At 61.0% G+C, this 18,225-nt stretch carries 21 protein-coding genes; 14 read left to right on the forward strand and 7 right to left on the reverse strand.

What is annotated here, in order from left to right:
* Positions 1 to 65: 65 nt before the first annotated feature.
* The gene (locus ABX74_RS14380; protein ID WP_047889080.1) at positions 66 to 1,397 is read right to left on the reverse strand and encodes an MFS transporter; all 1,332 of its coding nucleotides are present in this window, start codon (positions 1,395 to 1,397) and stop codon (positions 66 to 68) included.
* A 157-nt stretch (positions 1,398 to 1,554) separates the two neighbouring features.
* Between ABX74_RS14380 and ABX74_RS14385 the strand changes: the two genes are divergently transcribed.
* From ABX74_RS14385 to ABX74_RS14395, 3 genes are all read left to right on the forward strand, one after another.
* A complete protein-coding gene (locus ABX74_RS14385; protein ID WP_003940457.1) occupies positions 1,555 to 2,718 on the forward strand; it encodes an LLM class flavin-dependent oxidoreductase in 1,164 nt (387 codons plus the stop codon).
* Positions 2,719 to 2,868: 150 nt separating this feature from the next.
* Entirely contained in the window at positions 2,869 to 3,405 is a 537-nt protein-coding gene (locus tag ABX74_RS14390) for a hypothetical protein (RefSeq protein WP_007729952.1), read from the forward strand.
* Positions 3,406 to 3,492: 87 nt separating this feature from the next.
* Entirely contained in the window at positions 3,493 to 4,125 is a 633-nt protein-coding gene (locus tag ABX74_RS14395; protein WP_047889054.1) for a hypothetical protein, read from the forward strand.
* A gap of 10 nt (positions 4,126 to 4,135) precedes the next feature.
* Here ABX74_RS14395 and ABX74_RS14400 read toward each other — a convergent pair whose 3' ends face one another.
* The gene (locus ABX74_RS14400; RefSeq protein ID WP_047889055.1) at positions 4,136 to 4,651 is read right to left on the reverse strand and encodes a CGNR zinc finger domain-containing protein; all 516 of its coding nucleotides are present in this window, start codon (positions 4,649 to 4,651) and stop codon (positions 4,136 to 4,138) included.
* A 25-nt stretch (positions 4,652 to 4,676) separates the two neighbouring features.
* Here ABX74_RS14400 and ABX74_RS14405 point away from each other — a divergent pair, with 25 nt between their 5' ends.
* The 4 genes from ABX74_RS14405 to ABX74_RS14420 all read left to right on the forward strand — a co-directional run bounded on the left by ABX74_RS14405 (position 4,677) and on the right by ABX74_RS14420 (position 7,761).
* Positions 4,677 to 4,868 carry a hypothetical protein gene (locus ABX74_RS14405; protein WP_047889056.1) on the forward strand — a complete coding sequence of 64 codons (192 nt, stop codon included), beginning with the start codon at positions 4,677 to 4,679 and terminating at the stop codon, positions 4,866 to 4,868.
* Positions 4,869 to 4,971: 103 nt separating this feature from the next.
* Positions 4,972 to 6,579, forward strand: coding sequence for an AMP-binding protein (locus ABX74_RS14410; RefSeq protein WP_047889057.1), 1,608 nt, complete (start codon positions 4,972 to 4,974; stop codon positions 6,577 to 6,579).
* Between the two features lie 127 nt (positions 6,580 to 6,706).
* Positions 6,707 to 6,991 carry a hypothetical protein gene (locus tag ABX74_RS14415; RefSeq protein ID WP_003939785.1) on the forward strand — a complete coding sequence of 95 codons (285 nt, stop codon included), beginning with the start codon at positions 6,707 to 6,709 and terminating at the stop codon, positions 6,989 to 6,991.
* 38 nt (positions 6,992 to 7,029) lie between these two features.
* A complete protein-coding gene (locus ABX74_RS14420; protein ID WP_047889058.1) occupies positions 7,030 to 7,761 on the forward strand; it encodes a hypothetical protein in 732 nt (243 codons plus the stop codon).
* A 14-nt stretch (positions 7,762 to 7,775) separates the two neighbouring features.
* Here the strand turns inward: ABX74_RS14420 and ABX74_RS14425 are convergent, their stop codons facing one another.
* Both ABX74_RS14425 and ABX74_RS30400 read right to left on the reverse strand, forming a co-directional pair.
* Positions 7,776 to 9,731 (reverse strand): ABC1 kinase family protein, encoded by a 1,956-nt coding sequence (locus ABX74_RS14425; protein ID WP_223257911.1) that lies wholly within the window; start codon positions 9,729 to 9,731, stop codon positions 7,776 to 7,778.
* 302 nt (positions 9,732 to 10,033) lie between these two features.
* Positions 10,034 to 10,171 carry a hypothetical protein gene (locus ABX74_RS30400; protein ID WP_021345701.1) on the reverse strand — a complete coding sequence of 46 codons (138 nt, stop codon included), beginning with the start codon at positions 10,169 to 10,171 and terminating at the stop codon, positions 10,034 to 10,036.
* Positions 10,172 to 11,517: 1,346 nt separating this feature from the next.
* Here ABX74_RS30400 and ABX74_RS14435 point away from each other — a divergent pair.
* Entirely contained in the window at positions 11,518 to 11,892 is a 375-nt protein-coding gene (locus tag ABX74_RS14435) for a hypothetical protein (RefSeq protein WP_003940398.1), read from the forward strand.
* Positions 11,893 to 11,926: 34 nt separating this feature from the next.
* Here the strand turns inward: ABX74_RS14435 and ABX74_RS30615 are convergent, their stop codons facing one another.
* Together ABX74_RS30615 and ABX74_RS14445 are read right to left on the reverse strand one after the other, a co-directional pair.
* Complete coding sequence (locus ABX74_RS30615) at positions 11,927 to 12,373, reverse strand: hypothetical protein (protein ID WP_223257912.1); 447 nt, start codon at positions 12,371 to 12,373, stop codon at positions 11,927 to 11,929.
* A gap of 73 nt (positions 12,374 to 12,446) precedes the next feature.
* Complete coding sequence (locus ABX74_RS14445; protein WP_047889060.1) at positions 12,447 to 13,328, reverse strand: alpha/beta fold hydrolase; 882 nt, start codon at positions 13,326 to 13,328, stop codon at positions 12,447 to 12,449.
* A 112-nt stretch (positions 13,329 to 13,440) separates the two neighbouring features.
* Between ABX74_RS14445 and ABX74_RS14450 the strand changes: the two genes are divergently transcribed.
* Genes ABX74_RS14450 through ABX74_RS14460 form a run of 3 tightly spaced genes read left to right on the forward strand, consistent with a single transcriptional unit; the run spans position 13,441 to position 14,981 of the window.
* The gene (locus tag ABX74_RS14450; RefSeq protein WP_047889061.1) at positions 13,441 to 14,085 is read left to right on the forward strand and encodes a TetR/AcrR family transcriptional regulator; all 645 of its coding nucleotides are present in this window, start codon (positions 13,441 to 13,443) and stop codon (positions 14,083 to 14,085) included.
* A 9-nt stretch (positions 14,086 to 14,094) separates the two neighbouring features.
* A complete protein-coding gene (locus ABX74_RS14455) occupies positions 14,095 to 14,544 on the forward strand; it encodes a MaoC family dehydratase N-terminal domain-containing protein (RefSeq protein WP_047889062.1) in 450 nt (149 codons plus the stop codon).
* On the forward strand, positions 14,541 to 14,981 hold the full coding sequence (locus tag ABX74_RS14460; RefSeq protein WP_047889063.1) for a MaoC/PaaZ C-terminal domain-containing protein: 441 nt from the start codon (positions 14,541 to 14,543) through the stop codon (positions 14,979 to 14,981). Before ABX74_RS14455 ends, ABX74_RS14460 begins: the two co-directional genes overlap by 4 nt.
* Before the next feature lie 76 nt (positions 14,982 to 15,057).
* Here ABX74_RS14460 and ABX74_RS14465 read toward each other — a convergent pair whose 3' ends face one another.
* On the reverse strand, positions 15,058 to 15,912 hold the full coding sequence (locus ABX74_RS14465; protein ID WP_047889064.1) for a hypothetical protein: 855 nt from the start codon (positions 15,910 to 15,912) through the stop codon (positions 15,058 to 15,060).
* A 123-nt stretch (positions 15,913 to 16,035) separates the two neighbouring features.
* Between ABX74_RS14465 and ABX74_RS14470 the strand changes: the two genes are divergently transcribed.
* The 3 genes from ABX74_RS14470 to ABX74_RS14475 all read left to right on the forward strand — a co-directional run.
* Positions 16,036 to 16,740, forward strand: coding sequence for an NAD(P)/FAD-dependent oxidoreductase (locus tag ABX74_RS14470; RefSeq protein ID WP_223257913.1), 705 nt, complete (start codon positions 16,036 to 16,038; stop codon positions 16,738 to 16,740).
* The gene (locus ABX74_RS30620) at positions 16,737 to 17,084 is read left to right on the forward strand and encodes a hypothetical protein (protein ID WP_223257914.1); all 348 of its coding nucleotides are present in this window, start codon (positions 16,737 to 16,739) and stop codon (positions 17,082 to 17,084) included. The genes ABX74_RS14470 and ABX74_RS30620 overlap by 4 nt, the downstream gene beginning before the upstream one ends.
* A gap of 118 nt (positions 17,085 to 17,202) precedes the next feature.
* The coding region (locus ABX74_RS14475; protein WP_047889065.1) for an ATP-binding protein at positions 17,203 to 18,225 on the forward strand (1,023 nt) is incomplete at its 3' end.

Genomic DNA, 18,225 nt, shown 5'->3' on the forward strand with positions numbered 1-18,225 from the left:
TTGGCAGGTGTTTCTATCTATATCTAGCAAATATGCAAGATAGGAAGATATTTGTATGACGACAGCTACAAGTGCAGATCACGCTTCCTGATCGCCGCAGTGGCGACGACGCTGATCGCCGAGGTGGCCACGAGATATCCACATGCCAGCCACGGTGAACCGCCACTGGCGCCGATCAGTGCCGTCAGAATCAGAGGTGTGACGCCGGAGGCGTAGATACCAGAGAACTGGTAGACGACCGACAACCCGGTGTACCGGATTTCTGTGGGGTAGAGGCTCGCATACAGCGTTCCCTGGGCGCCGTAGAACAAGGCATGAATCACTCCGAAGACCACGACCATCGCGACTCCGAAGAGCAGGAGATTCTCGGTACCGAACAGTGCGAAGGCGGGGAAGATCGCGAGGCCGTACGCGGCGATGCCCACGATGTAGACCCGTTGCGGGCCGAACCGATCAGTGAGTAAACCGGAAAACGGCAGCAAGATCGCCATCACTATTGCGGCCACGGTGACCACAAGAAGTACAGGAACCTTTTCGAAATGCAGAGTCTTGGTTGCATACGTGATTGCAAAGACGCCCCAGGTGTTGAACGCGGCGCCCTCGCCCCAGCGAGACAACATGCCCAGTACGGTGTTTCGCGCGGCTTTTCCTTGAAAGACTTCCCTGAGCGGGGCGGACGAGCGCTGTTCGAGGTCGCGAACGGCCTGAAAGGCGGGCGTCTCGTCCACCTTCAAGCGGACCACCAACCCCACGATCACGAGCACCAGGCTCAGGACGAAGGCGATGCGCCAGCCGAAACGGAGAAACTGGTCGTCGTCGAAGACTGTTTGAAGCAGCGCGAACATTCCTGTGCCCAATGCCAACCCGAGAGCCAATCCGATCTGCGGGATGCTGCCGAACAGTCCACGCTTCTTCTCCGGACTGTGTTCGACTGCCAAGAGAACAGCTCCGGCCCACTCGCCACCGAGAGCGAATCCCTGCAGGATACGAAGCAGCAGAAGCAGAATCGGTGCAACGACTCCGATCTGAGCGGCGGTCGGAAGAACGCCCATCAGCGCCGTCGCGATACCCATGATGAACATCGTGAGAGCAAGCGTCTTCTTGCGCCCGATGCGATCGCCGATGTGACCGAACACCACTCCACCGATGGGGCGAACGAGAAAGCCGACTGCGAAGGTCGCAAAAGAGAGCATGGTCCCGACGAACGAACTCTGGTTCGGGAAGAACAGTTGGTTGAAGACCAGACTCGCTGCCGTTGCGTAGAGGAAGAAGTCGTACCACTCGACCGTCGTGCCGAGCAGGCTCGCGGCGACGACGGTTCTCAATCTGGATCGCCGCTCGTCGTCGGTCTCGTTCGAGAACGGTGAATTGTGCTCGACTTCGGCAAACGTGGTCATCGGAGCCCCCGGGTCGCGGTGCAAATTCACGAAGGTATCGCCGGCGCCGAAAGTGGGCACCCCTAGCGATCAGGGTGATTTCAACCCTGTTCTTCGAGGTGGACTGTGGTTGTAATGACAGAAGAGTTCTGCCTGTACGTCGACGAAAGGAATCACCGTGTCACTGCGCTTCCACTGGTTCTTGCCTACTTACGGTGATTCCCGGAATCTGATGGCGGGTGGGCACGGCAGCTCGATGTCCGGTGATCGTCCGGCGACGCTGAAATACCTCAATCAGATCGGCGCGGCCGCCGAGACGAACGGCTTCGAAGCCGTCCTCACGCCCACCGGCGCGTGGTGCGAAGACGCATGGCTGACGACGGCGATGATGCTCGAGACCACCGAGACACTCAAGTTTCTGGTTGCTCTGCGCCCGGGATTGCTCAGCCCCACGCTTGCCGCTCAGATGGCCGCAACCTTCCAATGGCAGTCGGGCGGTCGTCTGCTGCTCAACGTCGTGACCGGCGGGGAGGACCACGAGCAGCGCACGTTCGGTGACTTCCTCGACAAGAACCAACGGTACGCACGATGCGGCGAGTTCCTCGACGTGATCCGCCAGTTGTGGTCCGGTAACGGTCCGGTTGATTTCTCCGGCGAGTACGTCAACGTGGAAAAAGCTACGCTGCAGCGTATTCCGGATCCGGTACCGCCCATCTTCTTCGGCGGATCCTCGCCGGCGGCCGGCACCGTCGCATCGCGCTACGCGGATACCTACCTCACCTGGGGTGAGACGCCGTCCGCTGTTGCCGCCAAGATCGCCTGGATCCGCGACCTCGCGGAAGTCCAAGGTCGTCACCTCGACTACGGAATCCGTTTGCACGTCATCAGCCGGGACACCTCGGAACAGGCATGGGCAGAAGCGGATCGGCTGCTCAGTGCGCTCGATCCGGCGACCGTCGAGCAGGCTCAGGCGAGTCTTGCGCGATCCGGCTCCGAAGGTCAGCGTCGGATGCTCGAATTGCACGGCGGTGGTTCGGCTTACAAGGAGGGCGTCGGAGCGAGGTCGCTGGAGATTGCGCCGAACCTGTGGACCGGCGTCGGATTGGTGCGAGGGGGAGCAGGTACTGCATTGGTCGGTTCGCACCAAGAAGTGGCTGATCGGATTGCCGAGTACGCGGCGATCGGACTGGATCACTTCGTATTGTCGGGCTATCCGCATCTCGAAGAGGCGTATCAGTTCGGTGAGGGTGTGCGTCCGATCCTCGAAAAGCGTGGATTGGTAGCACCGCACGGTTCGGTCGGCGGACCGGTGCGAACGCCCTTCGTCTCCAGTGGGAACTGAGTCGAAAAGCTAGCTCTTCGAGAAGGGGACGTTTGTCCCGATCTTTCGGGCATGCCCTCCCGGCGGGGCAATTGGGCCATTTCGGGCGCTAGATCCGATCTAGGCTGCGCACTGTTGCCGAACTCAAGGCGCAGTACGAAAGGATCCTCGATGAAGCTGGGCACGAGTGGAGTACGTCGCGTAGTGGGAACCGTGGCAGTCGCCGCTGCAACCGCGGCAGGCGTCGCGATGGTCAATCCTGCGACTGCGTCGGCCGAGGTGGTCCCGCCGGTCGTCTCGTACAAGGTGACCGGAAACGATCTGGCACTGACGATCACGAACAACAACACGGGAATTGCCCCGTTGTGCCAGGCGTTTGTCGTCAACGCCGCGGATTCTGCTGCTGTGCTTGATGATCCGCTGAAACTGCTTGATCCGAACCTTGTGGTGTACCCCAAGATCACCGACCCGTCCTCATTGTTCGCCGTCGGTAAGGGGCAGACGGTCACCAACACCGTGACCGATGTTCCGGACGGAACCTACGCCGTGCTCGGTGCCTGCTCCGATCTTCTCGATCTGGAGACGTTGGGTAAGCCCGTTCCTGGCGTGCCGAGCCTCGTTGTCATCGGTGGACCGTTCAGCGGCATCAATACCGGGAGCCTGAGCGACCTGTTCGGTAGCGGCAGCCTCGAAGGACTTTTCGGGTAGCTCGCTGCCTGTGTCCCCAATTTTCCGACTGAGCGGTCTATTCTTCATGCATCTGGTGATCTGACCGACTTGCCTGGAGGTTCGGAAATGCGAAGTCGTGGATTCAAACGCGCTCTCGGAAGCATTGTCGCGGCGTCCGCCGCCGTCGTGGGACTGGTTGTCATGACTCCGGCGACGGCGTCGGCAGCACCGGCGATTCTTCCGCCTCCGGTATCGGTGAGCGCAGCGGACAATGCGATCACCTTCACCATCACCAACCCGAACCCGCGGTTCAGCTTCATCAACTGCACGGTGGCGATCCTCAATGCCAGGGATGTCCCCGACGTGATTCGTGATCCGGCAAAGCTGCTCCAGCCTGGCGTGTTGGTGTACCCGACCGTCAGTAACATCCTCGATCTGTTTGCCGTTTCGCCTGGGCAGACGATCACGCGGACCGTCGGTAATCTGCCGGCCGGGGTTTACGCCGTTGCGGGAGCGTGCGTTCGACTGCTCGATCCGACCAACCCGACTATCGCGATTCCGCAGGCAGTTGTGGTCGGCGGCTGGTTCGAGGGCGCGGGAACCGGAAGTCTCTCAGGATCTTTGGAGGATCTGGGATACAACACGGTTCAGGACTTGATCGACGCGTGGAATCGGATCAGCTCGGGAAGCAGCGGCGGTAGCTTTCAATTCGAGTACCAAGGTGGCTGGGATTTCGAGGTAGTGGGTCCCACGTCGTAGTAGGTGCAGCTCACTTGCGTGCACGATGACGCCGCACCGCGTCGCGGTTCGCGCACGTGGGGGAGCAGTACCGCTGATTGCCGTTGCGGGAGGTGTCCGCGTAGATGTTGGTGCACTCGTCCAGGGTGCATCGACCTAATCGGTGCATACCGCGGCCGACGAGGTGCAGCGCCGTGCCTACCGAGAAGAGTGCCTTGAGGACCTCGGCGAGCGACTGTTGGGGATCGCGGTAGTGCAGATGCCAGCCGTCGTTCGCGTGGTTGGTCATGCGCGGATACGCCGACGCTTGCTCGAGCATGACGTTCACAAGTTCGGCGCGGGCTGCCTCCTCCGTGATGTCGACGATTTTCGACCACTCGATCAGAAGGTCGAGGGTCTCGTCGAGGTCCTTCTCGGCGATGGGGAAATCGAGAATGATGCCTGCATCGACGCAGCGTTCGACGAGTTCGGCCAAGGTCTCGGGGTTTCGATTGGCCAGGTCGGCGGCCAGCGTCACCGCATATTCGCCGTAAGGGTTGAGATGCACAATGCCATTACATCATGCTCGTTGCATGAAGAAAACAGAGATCACGCCGATCGGTTGCATCCATCGCTGGGAGGTCGAATCCCGGCACCGAACCAGCGAGGGGACGGTCACCTACCTGCGCTGCCATTGCGGGTCGTGGCAGACCTTGCTCGCCGAGTGGATGTCGGGTGGGGCAGCCTCGGCCGTCGCCGCACTGATAAAGGTCAGGTCCAGGTAATGATCAGCTAATCGTTCCGTTTTACCTCCGGCGACATGGAACGTGTTCTAGATTCAGGGTTATCTGCCTCGATGTCGCGGCGCGGACTCTGAAAGGAAAGACAATGCAGTTCAATCTTGCTGACATATTCGAGACCGTTGCCGGCTCAGTCCCTGATCGCGTTGCATTGACTTACGAGGGAGAGAACTTCTCCTACTCTCAGTTGGACGCGGAGGCTAACCGAACGGCCAACCTGTTCGCGAAAGCCGGCATCTCGCGAGGCGATCATGTAGCCCTGTTCCTGAAGAACAGCGTCGAACATGTCACGTCGATCCTCGGGTTGATCAAGATCCGTGCGGTCCCGATCAACGTGAACTACCGGTACACACCCGCGGAGCTCGAGTACATCTTCACCAACTCCGACTCGGTCGCAGTGGTCGTGGAACTCCCCGAGCATCAGCGTGTCCTTGCTTCCCTCTTCGGTGCATGCCCGAAGGTGAAGACGGTGATCGTGATCGGCGAGATCGACGCCGAACTGGTCGCAGCAGGAAAAGCGCATGAAGTTTCTGTGGTTTCGTTCGACGACGCTCGTGAACAGTCGCCAGTCGGGGAGTTCGACGCTCGTTCTGGCGACGACGTGTACCTCCTCTACACCGGCGGGACCACCGGATACCCGAAGGGTGTCATGTGGCGTCATGACGACTTCTTCCGTAAGCCGCTCTCCGGCGGCAATCCGTACGGTGAGGGAGCGCGGCAGGACCTCGCCGAGATTGCCAGTGCTGCAAAGGAATTTCCGGAACTTTCGTTCCTCATTGCAGCCCCGCTGATGCATGGCGCCGCGTTGTACTCGCTGTTCACCTTCCTCACCCTCGGTGCGCGAGTTGTTCTACGACGCGAGTTCGACGCGGAGAAGGTCGTCGAAGCGATCGAGAAGGATTCGGTACAGGTGATCTTGATCGTCGGCGACGGCATGGGACTGCCGTTGGTCGACGAGATGGAACGACGCAAAGACGAGGTCGATTTCAGCACCCTGTTCTCGATCACCTCGGGTGGCGCGATCTGGTCCACCAGTGTGCGGGATCGCATGCTGGCGGTGAAGCCGGACCTGCTGCTGCGGGACAACTTCGGAGCCTCCGAGTCCGGTAACGACGGCGCCTTCTCCATCGACGAGGCGGGCAATCTGCGAATGCCGCCCTCGCCGAACATGATTCTGGTCGACGAGCGCCTCGAAGAGATTCCAGCGGGCTCCGACGACGTGGGCTACATCGCGCGCATCGGAAACGTCCCGCTCGGGTACTACAAGGACGAAGAGAAGACCGCCCGCACGTTCCCGACCCGCGCCGACGGCACCCGCCTTTCGGTGCTCGGCGACATGGGCAAGGTGGAAGCAGACGGCACCATTGTCTTCCTCGGCCGTGGCTCGCAGTGCATCAACACCGGTGGTGAGAAGGTCTTCGCCGAAGAGGTCGAGGCTGCCCTTCACGCACATCCGGCGATCTCCGACGCGCTCGTTGTTCCCGCACCCGATGCGCGCATGGGGCAGCAGGTCGCAGCGGTGATCGCGACCTACCCCGGATCCGACGAGCTGACTCTCGAAGCGGTACAGGAACATTGCCGAAAGACGTTGGCCGGATACAAGGTGCCGCGCACGATCGTGCTTGTCGATGAAGTCAAGCGAACCCCGGCCGGTAAGGCGGACTACCGCTGGGCGACGACACTGGCGTCGTCCTAGCGGCGTGGAGTGGGCGACGACGATCTTTCACACGGATTTCACCACGACATAAGAGACATACCGGAAAGATGGTGCAGAGTAAGTCGTTCGCGCCTTGCGTCGTCACACCACGAAAGGGCCTTGTCTCATGCTCATCATCGGAATACTCCTGTTCGGGATCGTCATCGGAGCGGGAGCCCAGCTGATTCTGGGGAAAACGACCGCACGAGTGGACTGGACCTTCGCGTTCATCGCGGGAATTGGTGGTTCGCTGGTCGGCGGATTGCTTGTGAGTTTGATTGCAGGCGACGGATTATCGTTGCGCCCGAGCGGCATCCTCGGGTCCCTTGCCGGCGCTGTCATCATCACCGCGGGGTGGCAGTGGTACCGCGGGAGGAACGCAACAACAACTACGCGTCCGTCTGATCGCTGATTTCCACAGTTCCGTCAGGGGACGGAGAGCGTCGACATATGAACGAACTACTCGATGAAGTCCTCACCGCACATGGCGGAGTCGAATGTTGGCAGTCCGTTTCAGCGATCACGGCGCGGGGACGTTTGGGCGGTCTGCTGCCTCAGCGCTTCCCAGGCAACAAGTTGGCGAAGTACACGGTCGAGGTTGAAGTCGCCGAGCAACGCACTGTCCTCCAAGACTTTCCGCGTGTCGGCGAGTGCGCTGTGTTCGACAAGGGCGTCGTGCGGATCGAAACTCGTGACGGCGAAGAACTCGGGAGTCGAACCGACCCACGTCCAGAGTTTTTCGGGATGAGCGGACTCCGACGCAATCTTCACTGGGACGCACTCGACACCGCTTACTTCGCCGGCTACGCCTTTTGGAACTATCTGACGGCACCGCTGCTGCTCGCCCGCGACGACATCACTGTCACCGAAGCCGAACCTTGGCAGGAATCCGGGCAGCAATGGCGACGACTTCAGGCAACGTTCGCGCCGGCGATCGATACTCATTGCCGGCAGCAGACCTTCTATGTCGACAACGGCGGCCTCATCCGCCGTCACGACTTCGTCGCCGAACCGGTAGGCAGCTGGGCGAAAGCTGCTCTCTACTGCGACCATCACCGTCAGTTCGACGGTCTCACCTTTCCCACTCGACGACGTGTGCTCCCGAGAGGCCCAGGCGGCCGCGTTCTCTCGCGGCCGACGCTCCTGGCGCTCGACTTCGACGACATCGAGATCAAGCGATGAACATCGGTTCTCGGTTACCGGTTGTCGAGTGTGAACAAACGGAACACGGTCCGCATGCACAGAACGACGCCGACGAAGCCCAGTACAGCACTCACGAGTGCATAGCCCGACAGCTGAGGTGTGAGTTGTGGTCCACCAGGCACGAACAGCAGGATCGCCGCGACAATCAGCGCGGTCACTCCCGCCGCCATACCCAGGGCGTTGTTCGCCGACCGTCGTAGCCATCGCCTGTCGTCGGGGTGTGCGACCGAGCGAGTGCGAAGTGTGAAGCTTCCCGACGCGATCGAGGTCGCGATCTGGTCGAGCTGACCAGGCAGGCGCCTGACCACCGCGGTTGTGACCGCCGTCGTCGACAGGATTGCCTGCGCGGCTGCAGTCGGGCTGGCGACCTGGGTCAACAGTCGGGGTACTTCGGCCCGAACAGCAGCGACGAGGTCGATCTGCGGATCCAGGAGCCGGAGGGCGCGCTCCAAAGACGCGAGCGAACGGAAAGCGGCGGCGACGTCTCCCGGCACTCCGATTCGGTGTTCTCGAAGCACGGTGAACATTCTCGCGAACGATGCCATGGAAACATTGGGTTGGACACTGAGCAGGGTGATCTCTCGGCCCACCTGGTGACGTAGTGCTCCGCGATCCACTTCGGGCGGTACGTCGAATGCCATCAGCATCGCGTCGACTGTCGCCACCGGATCACCTGCGAGGGCAGCGTTGAGGAGCACGGCGAACAAGATCCGTGTCTCGCCGTCCAGAACCCCTACTGCGCCGAAGTCGAGGAGCCCGACCCGGCCGTCATCGAGGATCATGATGTTGCCGGGGTGCAGGTCCGCGTGAAACACCCCGTGGACAAAGATCCCGTCGAGCAACGACGCAAGAAGTTCGTTGGCGACGCTGCTGCGGGTGTCGCGGTCGAGGCCGGTGAGCGCGGCCTCACCGTCGGAGAGCGGTGTGCCGTGAAGCCGTTCCATCACAAGCACCCGTCCGCTACTGAGGTTGGGGTAGATGTGCGGAACGACGATATCCGGGCGGTTCGACATGGTGGAAGAAATCGCGCCGGTATTCGCTGCTTCGGTGCGGTAGTCGAGTTCCTCGAGTAGTGACGTGACGAGGCCCCCAGCGAGTCGATGAACTCCGATATCGCGTGCCCAGGGAAAACGGGTCTCCGCGAGCGCGGAAACGCGAAGGAAGATATCGCAATCCACGCTCACTTGTGCGCTCGCCTCGGGGCGTTGAACCTTCACCACAACGTCGACGCCTTCAACGGTGCGCGCGGAATGTACCTGTGCGACAGAGGCGGCGGCGAACGGCTCCACATCGAACCACGCGAACACCGACTCTGGTGCGTCGCCGAGTTCCGATGCCAGTAGCTCCGCGATACGGTCGGGATCAGCCGGGCGTGCCGAACTTTGCAGAGAAGAGAGGGTGCGAGCCAACTCGGGTGGTATGAGGTCGTCTCGCGTGCCGAGGATCTGTCCCAACTTGACGAAAGTGACACCGCACCGGTTGATTACTTCCACCAGTGCGTCCCCGAACTGAGGCGCTGATGGCCCAGCACGGAGAGCTGGCCCGCCTCCCGCTCGCACGACGATGCCCATGATCTGGACGTACCGCTTGGTTCGTCGCCAGGATTTGCGGCTGCGCTGCAATGCTTCTGGCGGGCCGGGTATGGACCCCGTTGGAAGGACAACTTCGAGGAAGACCAGTACTGCCAGGCACGCCGCGAATACCCAGAGTGCGACAACTCCGAAGAACGTGAGCGCTACTCCCACGCTCACCAGAAGTTGATCGTCCTGGCTGGCAATTCCTGCGAATGTCGCGGCGTAGCCAGACAGGGGGACACCCACCGAGAGCGCTATCACCGCGACCGCGAGGGTTCGCGGCCATCCGACTCTCGTCCCCAGCGTTCGTCGCATCACGCCTGCCAGTGCTGCTGCAAGAAATGGCGTCGTGACGATCCAGACCATCAAGTCCATTGCGATAGCGTACGGGTTCGCAATCTGCGATACATCCAGGAAAACCCCGAGCCCACCCCGACTGACGGGTAACAAGCCCGACAGTGCCCAAGCGTCGAACATGCTTGGGCACTTCGGTGTTCATTCGCTCCGATGGCGACTCGTCCTGATCGACCGTCCAAAACTGCGTTCACTGACCATCCGCGAGGCCGAACTACGCATCATGCTCGTCAGCGATGTCCCGGCCCCCTTCGCGCGGAGCTGTACAGCCGAAGAACAGGCTGCGATGGACGCCGAGCAGAAGTGGAACCGAGTGGGCTCCTTTAAAGAATGGGGCCGCCGGTGAACAGGTTGACGAGACTCACCGCGAAGAACTGGACGATCGCTATGGCGGTGGCAAACGGGTCGCCCGCATACGTAGCTTGGTTGACCCATTCGTTGAATGCGTTGATCGAACCCATTGTGATTCCTCCTGAGTAGTGATGGCGTGATTGATTGAAACTGGTGGTATGACACTCGACACGAGGGACGTCAGTACGGACCCGGCGCAGTTGGGCATATGAGGCCACGAAAGGTCAGTGACGAGCGCCGACGGTACGCTGCGGTTGGTTGCCCTCTGCGTTTCGAATGTAGTTCCTCGACTTAGGAATACCGTGAAGGACGGGCGGATTCGGTTACGAGTATCCCGCGACAGACGACATCGTCAATATTACGATGTCGGCAACAAACGCGACGACGGCACCAATCGGATTCTGGACAATCCACGAAATTACTTCAGTCATGTTCTCGGTCCTTCCTTAGCGTAAGACGCGTGATCGAATACTCGACCAGCTATTGCAGTACCCGGCCCCGTTCGGCGAATTAAACCGTTACCGAGGATGATTGGCGCAAATAGATAGATCGCACACCGGGGGCGTTGAATCAACTCGCCCAATCGTTGCACCTCTATGCTCGGAGTTCGATTCGTTACCAACATCTTTCAGAGAAGGGGTGATCAGTCCCATCAGCGATCGGTACTCCGCGTGCGAAATCCTTCTTCGTAAACACCTGCCCAGCAACGTCGTAACGTCAGCGGTGGCAGTTGGCAGAGCCGACCGTCTTCTCGAGATCGTGGCGAGTTTTGCTGGGCAGATGTGACACTACCTTGCGGTTTCGCCGGATCAGTCTTCCTTTCGGAGATCGATGGCTGTTCTTCGTGTGGTTGTTACACGATCGACGGAATCGCTGTTGGGGGTGGCGATGCGCAGCTAATTCCCCTACGAATCTTCAGGAATTGCCTGCGACACCCGTGGATACGGATCCTCGATCTCCACCGAGCGCAATTCCGTGTGCCGACAACATCGCAGTGCTTCCGACCGGATCGATGCACCCAGAACCAATCGCCGTCACGCACAAAGGGCCAGACGGTTCTGGGAAAGACCCAAGCGCTCCTTCAGTTCCCGGCGATCTGTTGCACCAGTTCGAGTTCACACCTGATCTAACTGGTCGACGCATAGTGGTGTACCGGTAGCCAAAAGAGTCCCGTCGGTCGGTTAGTGTTGACGGTGAAATACGACGCGGAGGTGGCTGTGAGAATCTGGAACTGGTTGATGCTCAAAATTTCAGCAATCGGTGGGTCGCCGAAGTTTCGGAAGATAGTCGACAGTCCGATTTGGGCGGGCGCCAATGACCGCAAGCTCTGACTGAGCGGGCGGCAGATTCTCCAATTTGCAATTGCCGACCTGCGACTGCGAGCACGCTCACGGCCTGCTGCGACGGGAACGCGACTGTCGACCTGAATTTATCCGCAATCGATATGGGAGGGCTTGTGGGAGTCTGGGGTCCGGGAAACTTCGACAGTGACACCGTCGCGGATGGGTTGGGGGCCCTGACCGGTCGAATCGTGGACGACATCACTGCCGAGTTCGAAGACGATTCGAGTCTGGAGCCGGATGAATGGGGCGGGGAGATGGTGCCGGCGTGGCTCGAGATCCTCACCGATATTGCCCAGACGAAACGAGTCGGTGTGACCTTTCCATCGACGCAAGTGCTGATCGACTGGCGCGATCGATATCTGCGCGTGTGGGATGGCTACATTGACGAACTCGAACCGGACGAGGATCACAAGGTCGCTCGACGTGCAGTGCTCGTCCATACCTTCGAACAGGCGGTCGCCCTCGCAGCCGAGCGCGAACAGGCATAAACCTGGTGCGGCCGCGCAACTGACCATAGATCCGTCAGTACCCCGGTGGAACGACGGTGAACGTGAACCCTCCGGAAGTCATTGCGTTGGCTTCTTCGAACATCGAACAGAGAGCTTCGGCGGCGTCGGTCGCCAATGCTCGGGCAGCGCTGGGGGTTCGACCTCGGGCAGTCACCGCGAGCCCAGGTACGTCCGCATCTGTGATCGTGAGATCGGACTCGTAGTCGGAAGCGCTGCCACCGAGTATCTGCGCGAGTTTTTCAGCAGGAACAGACATGCCGTTGGAGGCTTCCCGATCGCCGATGTACGCATCGCGCGGGGACCCGTCGTAGAGTCCGGTTCGATTACTACTGAACTGAACTACTGCAGTTTCGGTGAAGGAGATGGTCTTCGTCCACCACAGACCTCCCACTACGACCAAAATGGCGGCGGCAACGGCCACCATTACCTGACCGCGGCGGTCGGAGAGGAATGTTCTCATCTGTCAGTTGTACCGCCTTGGCCAGCTGATTGACCGGCTTCATCACTACCTTGTCGGCGGCTGGTCCGCGAGATCACGTCCGCTTCGCGTCGTCATGATTGCGGACGAACTTCATGAGTCGGGGAATTACCCGATCAGGTATGTGTCCCAGGATTCCGTGGCCGGTTCCGGCATAAATCTCCACTTCGGCTTCAGGTACAAGATCAGCTAACCTCGCGGCCACCTGCTCGGGGCTGGAGACCACCGTCTCAGCGCCGGAGATTACGAGCATTGGAACCGAGATCGACTGCACTTCTGCATCTTTGAGCATTCGTGCCCACCCGACACCGGGCCGGTAGTTCAGCGCTTCCTTGGCGAGGGCGAACTCGAGGTCGCGGAGAACGTATCCGGGGGACAGCCAATCGTTGAGCTTGCGAATATTTTTGTCGGTGCGGCGTATACCGGCGCGGACCATCTTCAGCAGTACGCGCCACGAGGGCTTGTCGAAGACTCCGCCCGGCTCGATGAGCGTCACACTCGCCAGTCGTTCAGGGGCGTGCAGTGCTACGAGAACGGCGTGCCACGCGCCCTGCGAGTAGCCGACCAGGTGGACGCGATCGACCTTGAGTTCGTTCAATACCTCGCTGATCCAGGTGGCGAAGTCGGATTCCCCGGTCAATGGAGAAGTCTGGACACTGCGGCCTGGTGTGCCGATCGTGTCCATTGCGTACACGACTCGGTCTCGGCACAGGTCCTCGATGACGATGTGCCATTGCAGACAGTTGGCCCCGAGAGAGTGCACCAGGACGATCGGCGTTTCCGTGCCGGTCCCCGACCTACGGACATGGGTGGTTCCGAACGATGTCGGCACGTCGAGTTGTGTCGACGGAACCGGCCAGGTGCCTTCCAGTTCTCGGTAGATGCGGTCGTACGCCTGCTTTGATGCTTCGTTCTTGAATCGTCCGATCTTCGGCATGAGCCTCCCTCTCGCTGCATTCAATTTTGGTGGTATGACCGTATCACTAATGCGATACGTGCGTATCATTAACGAGTCAAAGTCATCCATTCGAAAGGGGAAGGACAGCCTCATGCCGCGACTGGTCGACCATGAAGTGAGGCAACGGGAGATCACCGATGCGGTGCGGCGAGTGATTGTCGACGGTGGGCTCGCGGCGGTGACATTTCAGTCCGTTGCTGCCGAGGCCGGGATTTCGGTGCGACTTGTGCAGTACTACTTCGGCACGAAGCGGGAGTTCCTTCTCTCGACGCATCAAGCTGTGCGTCAGGATGCGGGTGCTCGCTTGATGCAGGAGTTGTCTGTTCTTGGCGCGGAAGCGACACCCCGCGAGGTTATTTCAGCGTTCCTTGTCGGCATGCTCCCACTCGATCGACAACGTCGGGAGGAAGCGATTGTTCTCGGTGCCTTCCACGCTGCCGCACTGACCGGACAAGGAATCGCCGCCGAGGAAACCCTCACTGCCCCAAGAGAGTTGACAGCGCTCATTTCCGGCCAGCTTCAACGAGTGACCAATCGGGACGCGGTTGCGCCGTCAATGGATCCCGACCTCGACGCCGAGCTCATTCTGGCGGCAGTCGCCGGGCTCGCCCAGGGGATGCTTCCCGGCTACGCCACAGCAGAATTGGCGGTCCAGTTGGTTGAGCGTCTCCTCGATCGCATTCTCGGGCCGACGAGACCTCAGGCCACGAATGAACCCGAAGTCGGCCGCCGTTAGTATTCCGGGATGTCTCCTGTGAACCCAGCGCTCGCCGGCCGGGTGTTTCCCTCGCCTTCGTACCTTGTCGGGCGCGAGAAGATTCGCGAGTTCGCTCTGGCGGTGCGTTCGAGCAATCCCTTGCACCATGATGTCGGTGTCGCCAGGGAGGCCGGGTTCGTCGATGTCATCGCTCCGACAACGTTCACAACCGTTGTCCAGCAGCGAGCGATCATGGCACTGTTGCGCACGCCGGATACTGGGCTCGATCCGACTCGTGTGGTCCATACTTCCGAGAAGATCGAGCATCAGCGTCCTATAGTCGCCGGCGATGACCTGTCTACGACACTGACGATTACAGGGGTGACAGTGCGAGCAGGCAGTGCGATCCTGTCGACAGTTTCCGAGATCCACGACGTGACCGACGCTTTGGTTGCGACGGTCACCTCGACCCTGCTGGCGCGAGGAGAAGGCGCATGACCGTACCCGCCGTGCCGGTTTTCGAAAACCTCGTCCTTGGTGACATCGTCGCGAAGGTTGATCTGGTCCTCACTCGTGATGACCTAGTTCGCTACGCCGGTGCCTCCGGCGACATGAACCCGATCCATTTCAACGACGCAATCGCTACTGCGGCTGGGCTACCGGGAGTTCTGGCGCACGGAATGCTCACTGCCGGAATTGCTTTGCAGGCCATCGTCGACTGGGTTGGTGACCCGAGCGGTGTGATCTCGTATGAAACTCGCTTTACTCGGCCCGTCGTAGTCGATGCCGTCGATGGTGCTGATCTCTCCCTCGCTGCGAAGATCGCGCGGATCGACTCCACAACGCGGACTGTGCGTATCGATGTCACCGTCATGCATAAGGGCCAGACGGTTCTGGGAAAGACCCAGGCGCACCTTCAGTTCCCGGGCGCCTGACAGGATCGCGGGCTGCTACTGGTCACATCGGGACCTACGCATCCGGGCGGGAGATCAACTGCATTGTGGCGCAGCACTACCGGAAAGACACCAACAGCTCGTCCGACGCTTGCATCGGTGCGTATCCGTCGGCGATGACGCGCCGACAGCCGTCGAGTTCGACGGTGAGTAATCGTTCCTCGTTCGTAGGACGGTCCACGTAGATCGTCGACGCCACCTCGGTGGCCACCGCGTCACAGTCGGGAGCGGGTGAAAGTCCGTCGAAGGTTTCCGTCGTAGACGATGTGCCTACGAATTCGGTGGCGGAGAATCGGCAGAAAACGCTGCCCGCCGACAGCGACGTCAGCGCCGCGGTACCTGTTGTGGCTGGTCGGTAGGCCGGCCGACAATGCGACAGTTCGTAGATCTGGTCGTCGGACAACGCTATTCGGTGTTCGGTACTGCCGACCGGTGTCAGTTCCTTGATGGCGGCCAGGCCACCGGGTTTCGGCAGTCCACACGAATCGGAGGGATACCCCGGCCGAGTTGCTCGGCCTCGATCGTCGACCAACCAGAATTGGTCCAGGACAGCCAGGCTGTAGTTGTCACCGCAGCCTTCGGGGAACCAAGTCTTGTGCGCGGACGAGCGGTTCAGCATTTCCACCGCCCGACTGAAATCGCCCTCCCAACGATGAGCAGAGAAGCTGACGGTTCGGTCGGCTGCCACGTTGTCGCTGACAAACGGGTCGCACGTGACTGCGGCGACGGGTACGAAATCGTCTGGAACCGTCGCCGTTGATGTCGTCTGGAGCGGGCCGATCGGATACGGGGTCGCGCACCCCAGCGTCTCGGCGTCGACTATTACGGCAACTGGTCGATCGGGGATGGTCACATGCCAAAGGCCGGCAACAGCGAGGATGACGATCACGACTGCGAACCAACGCCAGAGCATGAGCACACCGTATCGTTCCCGATGTACGCCGAGCGGGAACAGGCCTAGTCCTCCGTTAACCGCCGAAGTCCTCGCATCCAAATTGAGTGGATCCAGGTCGCGGCTCGCAGATATGGTCCAATGGTGACGCATCCGAATGGTCGAAACGACAGTCCGATCCTGGTGATTGGTGCCGGTGTCGTCGGCGCGTCGATCGCGTATCACCTCGCGCGCATTGGTCTCCGAGTCACCGTGCTGGAGCACGGCTCGGTGGCAGGAGGGGTGACCGGCAACTCCTTTGCCTGGGTCGGCCTCTCGAAGAGTGCCGCAGAAACTTACTCAGATCCGTTCCGGCGAGGCGCTGCAGTCGAATTCGACCGCCTGGAGCGCGAACTCGTCGAGCCAATCGGTGTGCGCCGCAGAGGCGCGATCACCTGGGAAGAGACGGAAGCGGAGACCCGAGCGTTCGTAGATGCTCATCGAGCACTCGGCCATCCCGTCGACCTCATCGGTAAAGAGGAAATCCTTGCTCGTGAGCCGGGATTGCGGACGGCCCCGGTGGTGGCAGCGTACGCGCCTGATGACGGTGGAGTTGACCCGGTTGCGTTCGCTCGATCGCTCCTGCGAGGTGCCGAAGAGTACGGTGCCACAGTGTATTCCGATGTCAGTGCGCGCGGGGTGCTCACGAAGGGCATGAGAGTGTGCGGAGTAATGACTGCCGACGGTCCTGTCTACGGATCGGCCACCGTGCTCGCTGCGGGTACCGCGATCCCTGGACTCGCGGCGACGTCGAGGTCGACGCCTCCCCGTGTTGCCTCATCAGATTCTCGACGCCCCACCCATTGGTGAACGGAATACTGTCCTCTCCGGATTTCGAGATCCGGCAATTGGACGACACGACACTGATTGCGGCTGAAGATGTTCCGGCCGGGTTCTCCGGAGATGCTCGTGAGCTTGCGGGGCCGACGCTGCACGCGATCCGCAGTCAGCTCGAGGACGGTGACCAAGTGGAACTGATCGAGGCGGTAGTCGCTGACCGTCCCATCCCGCGTGGTGGCCGCCCGCTGCTGGGCTTCGCCGAAGGCGTGTCGGGGCTCTATCTGGCCGCGACGCATCCGGCGATCATTCTGGCCGGAGCAATTGGAGCCCACGTGGCCGGGGACTTCGCCCGAGCGTCGAGCCTGGACGGTTAGACGACGATGCCGGAGCCCGGTTCGACAAGGTCGAGCCGATATTGCGGTTCCTAGTTCTCTCTAGGACACGCGCTAGAGAGCGGGATATTCGTCTACTCGGCTTGTACCGTCGATGGGCATGGACCCCGTGCGCAATCCGTATGCCCCCGGTGCCGGTCAACGCCCGCCGGAACTCGCCGGGCGCGACAAGCAGATCGACGCCTTCGACGTCGTTCTCGAGCGAATTGCGCGTGGCCGCCCGGAACGAAGTGTTGTCCTCACCGGCTTGCGTGGCGTCGGCAAGACCGTCCTGCTCAATCAGTTGCGTTCGGCCGCGATCTCCCGAAGTTGGGGGACCGGCAAGATCGAGGCGCGCCCCGATCAGGATTTACGACGCCCACTCTCGTCGGCGCTGCACATGGCAGTCCGAGAGATCGCGGTCTCCCATCGCGATCCCGAGCGGGTCGAGCAGTTCCTCGGAGTCCTCAAATCGTTTGCCCTACGCGCCACTGCGGACAAGGGAATGCGCGAGCGCTGGCAGCCAGGCATCGATGCACCCGCGATCAAGGGTCGGGCAGACAGCGGCGACATCGAGATCGACCTCGTCGAGTTGCTGCTCGACGCGTCGTCGCTGGCCAGGGATGTCGGCGTCGGGATCGCCATCTTCATCGACGAGATGCAGGACCTCGGTGCCGCGGATGTCTCGGCGATCTGCGGGGCCTGCCACGAGTTGAGTCAGGACGCGGCACCGTTGATCGTCGTCGGGGCGGGGCTTCCGCATCTGCCTGCTGTGCTGTCGGCGTCGAAAAGCTACTCGGAGCGCCTGTTCAGCTACCACCGGATCGATCGGCTCGAGCGGGAAGCTGCAGATCAGGCACTGATTGCGCCTGCTGAGCGTGAGGACGTCGAGTTCACCGAATCTGCGCTCGACGCTCTGTACGAAGCGGCTGACGGGTACCCGTACTTCGTTCAGGCCTACGGAAAGGCCACGTGGGATGTGGCGGCGTCGAGTCCGATCACGTCGGAAGACGTGCGCGTCGGCGCGCCGACGGCTGAGGAAGAACTCGCTGTCGGCTTCTTCGGATCACGGTACGAGCGAGCAACGCCCGCGGAGCGTGAGTACATGCGCGCCATGGCCGATCTCGCCGGTGACGACGGACCC

The sequence above is a fragment of the Rhodococcus sp. ARP2 genome (genome assembly GCF_001029585.1).
GTDB classification, from domain to species: domain Bacteria; phylum Actinomycetota; class Actinomycetes; order Mycobacteriales; family Mycobacteriaceae; genus Rhodococcus_F; species Rhodococcus_F erythropolis.

Bases quoted from the DNA above. Each gene is read 5' to 3' on its own strand.
- ABX74_RS14460 (WP_047889063.1), top strand. From the start codon at position 14,541: ATGACCGTACCCGCCGTGCCGGTTTTCGAAAACCTCGTCCTTGGTGAC.
- ABX74_RS30400 (WP_021345701.1), bottom strand. From the start codon at position 10,171: ATGGGTTCGATCAACGCATTCAACGAATGGGTCAACCAAGCTACGTAT.
- ABX74_RS14465 (WP_047889064.1), bottom strand. From the start codon at position 15,912: ATGCTCTGGCGTTGGTTCGCAGTCGTGATCGTCATCCTCGCTGTTGCC.
- ABX74_RS14450 (WP_047889061.1), top strand. From the start codon at position 13,441: ATGCCGCGACTGGTCGACCATGAAGTGAGGCAACGGGAGATCACCGAT.
- ABX74_RS14380 (WP_047889080.1), bottom strand. From the start codon at position 1,397: ATGACCACGTTTGCCGAAGTCGAGCACAATTCACCGTTCTCGAACGAG.
- ABX74_RS14395 (WP_047889054.1), top strand. From the start codon at position 3,493: ATGCGAAGTCGTGGATTCAAACGCGCTCTCGGAAGCATTGTCGCGGCG.
- ABX74_RS14410 (WP_047889057.1), top strand. From the start codon at position 4,972: ATGCAGTTCAATCTTGCTGACATATTCGAGACCGTTGCCGGCTCAGTC.
- ABX74_RS30615 (WP_223257912.1), bottom strand. From the start codon at position 12,373: ATGAGAACATTCCTCTCCGACCGCCGCGGTCAGGTAATGGTGGCCGTT.
- ABX74_RS14415 (WP_003939785.1), top strand. From the start codon at position 6,707: ATGCTCATCATCGGAATACTCCTGTTCGGGATCGTCATCGGAGCGGGA.
- ABX74_RS14425 (WP_223257911.1), bottom strand. From the start codon at position 9,731: ATGGACTTGATGGTCTGGATCGTCACGACGCCATTTCTTGCAGCAGCA.
- ABX74_RS14390 (WP_007729952.1), top strand. From the start codon at position 2,869: ATGAAGCTGGGCACGAGTGGAGTACGTCGCGTAGTGGGAACCGTGGCA.
- ABX74_RS14420 (WP_047889058.1), top strand. From the start codon at position 7,030: ATGAACGAACTACTCGATGAAGTCCTCACCGCACATGGCGGAGTCGAA.
- ABX74_RS14455 (WP_047889062.1), top strand. From the start codon at position 14,095: ATGTCTCCTGTGAACCCAGCGCTCGCCGGCCGGGTGTTTCCCTCGCCT.
- ABX74_RS14445 (WP_047889060.1), bottom strand. From the start codon at position 13,328: ATGCCGAAGATCGGACGATTCAAGAACGAAGCATCAAAGCAGGCGTAC.
- ABX74_RS14405 (WP_047889056.1), top strand. From the start codon at position 4,677: ATGAAGAAAACAGAGATCACGCCGATCGGTTGCATCCATCGCTGGGAG.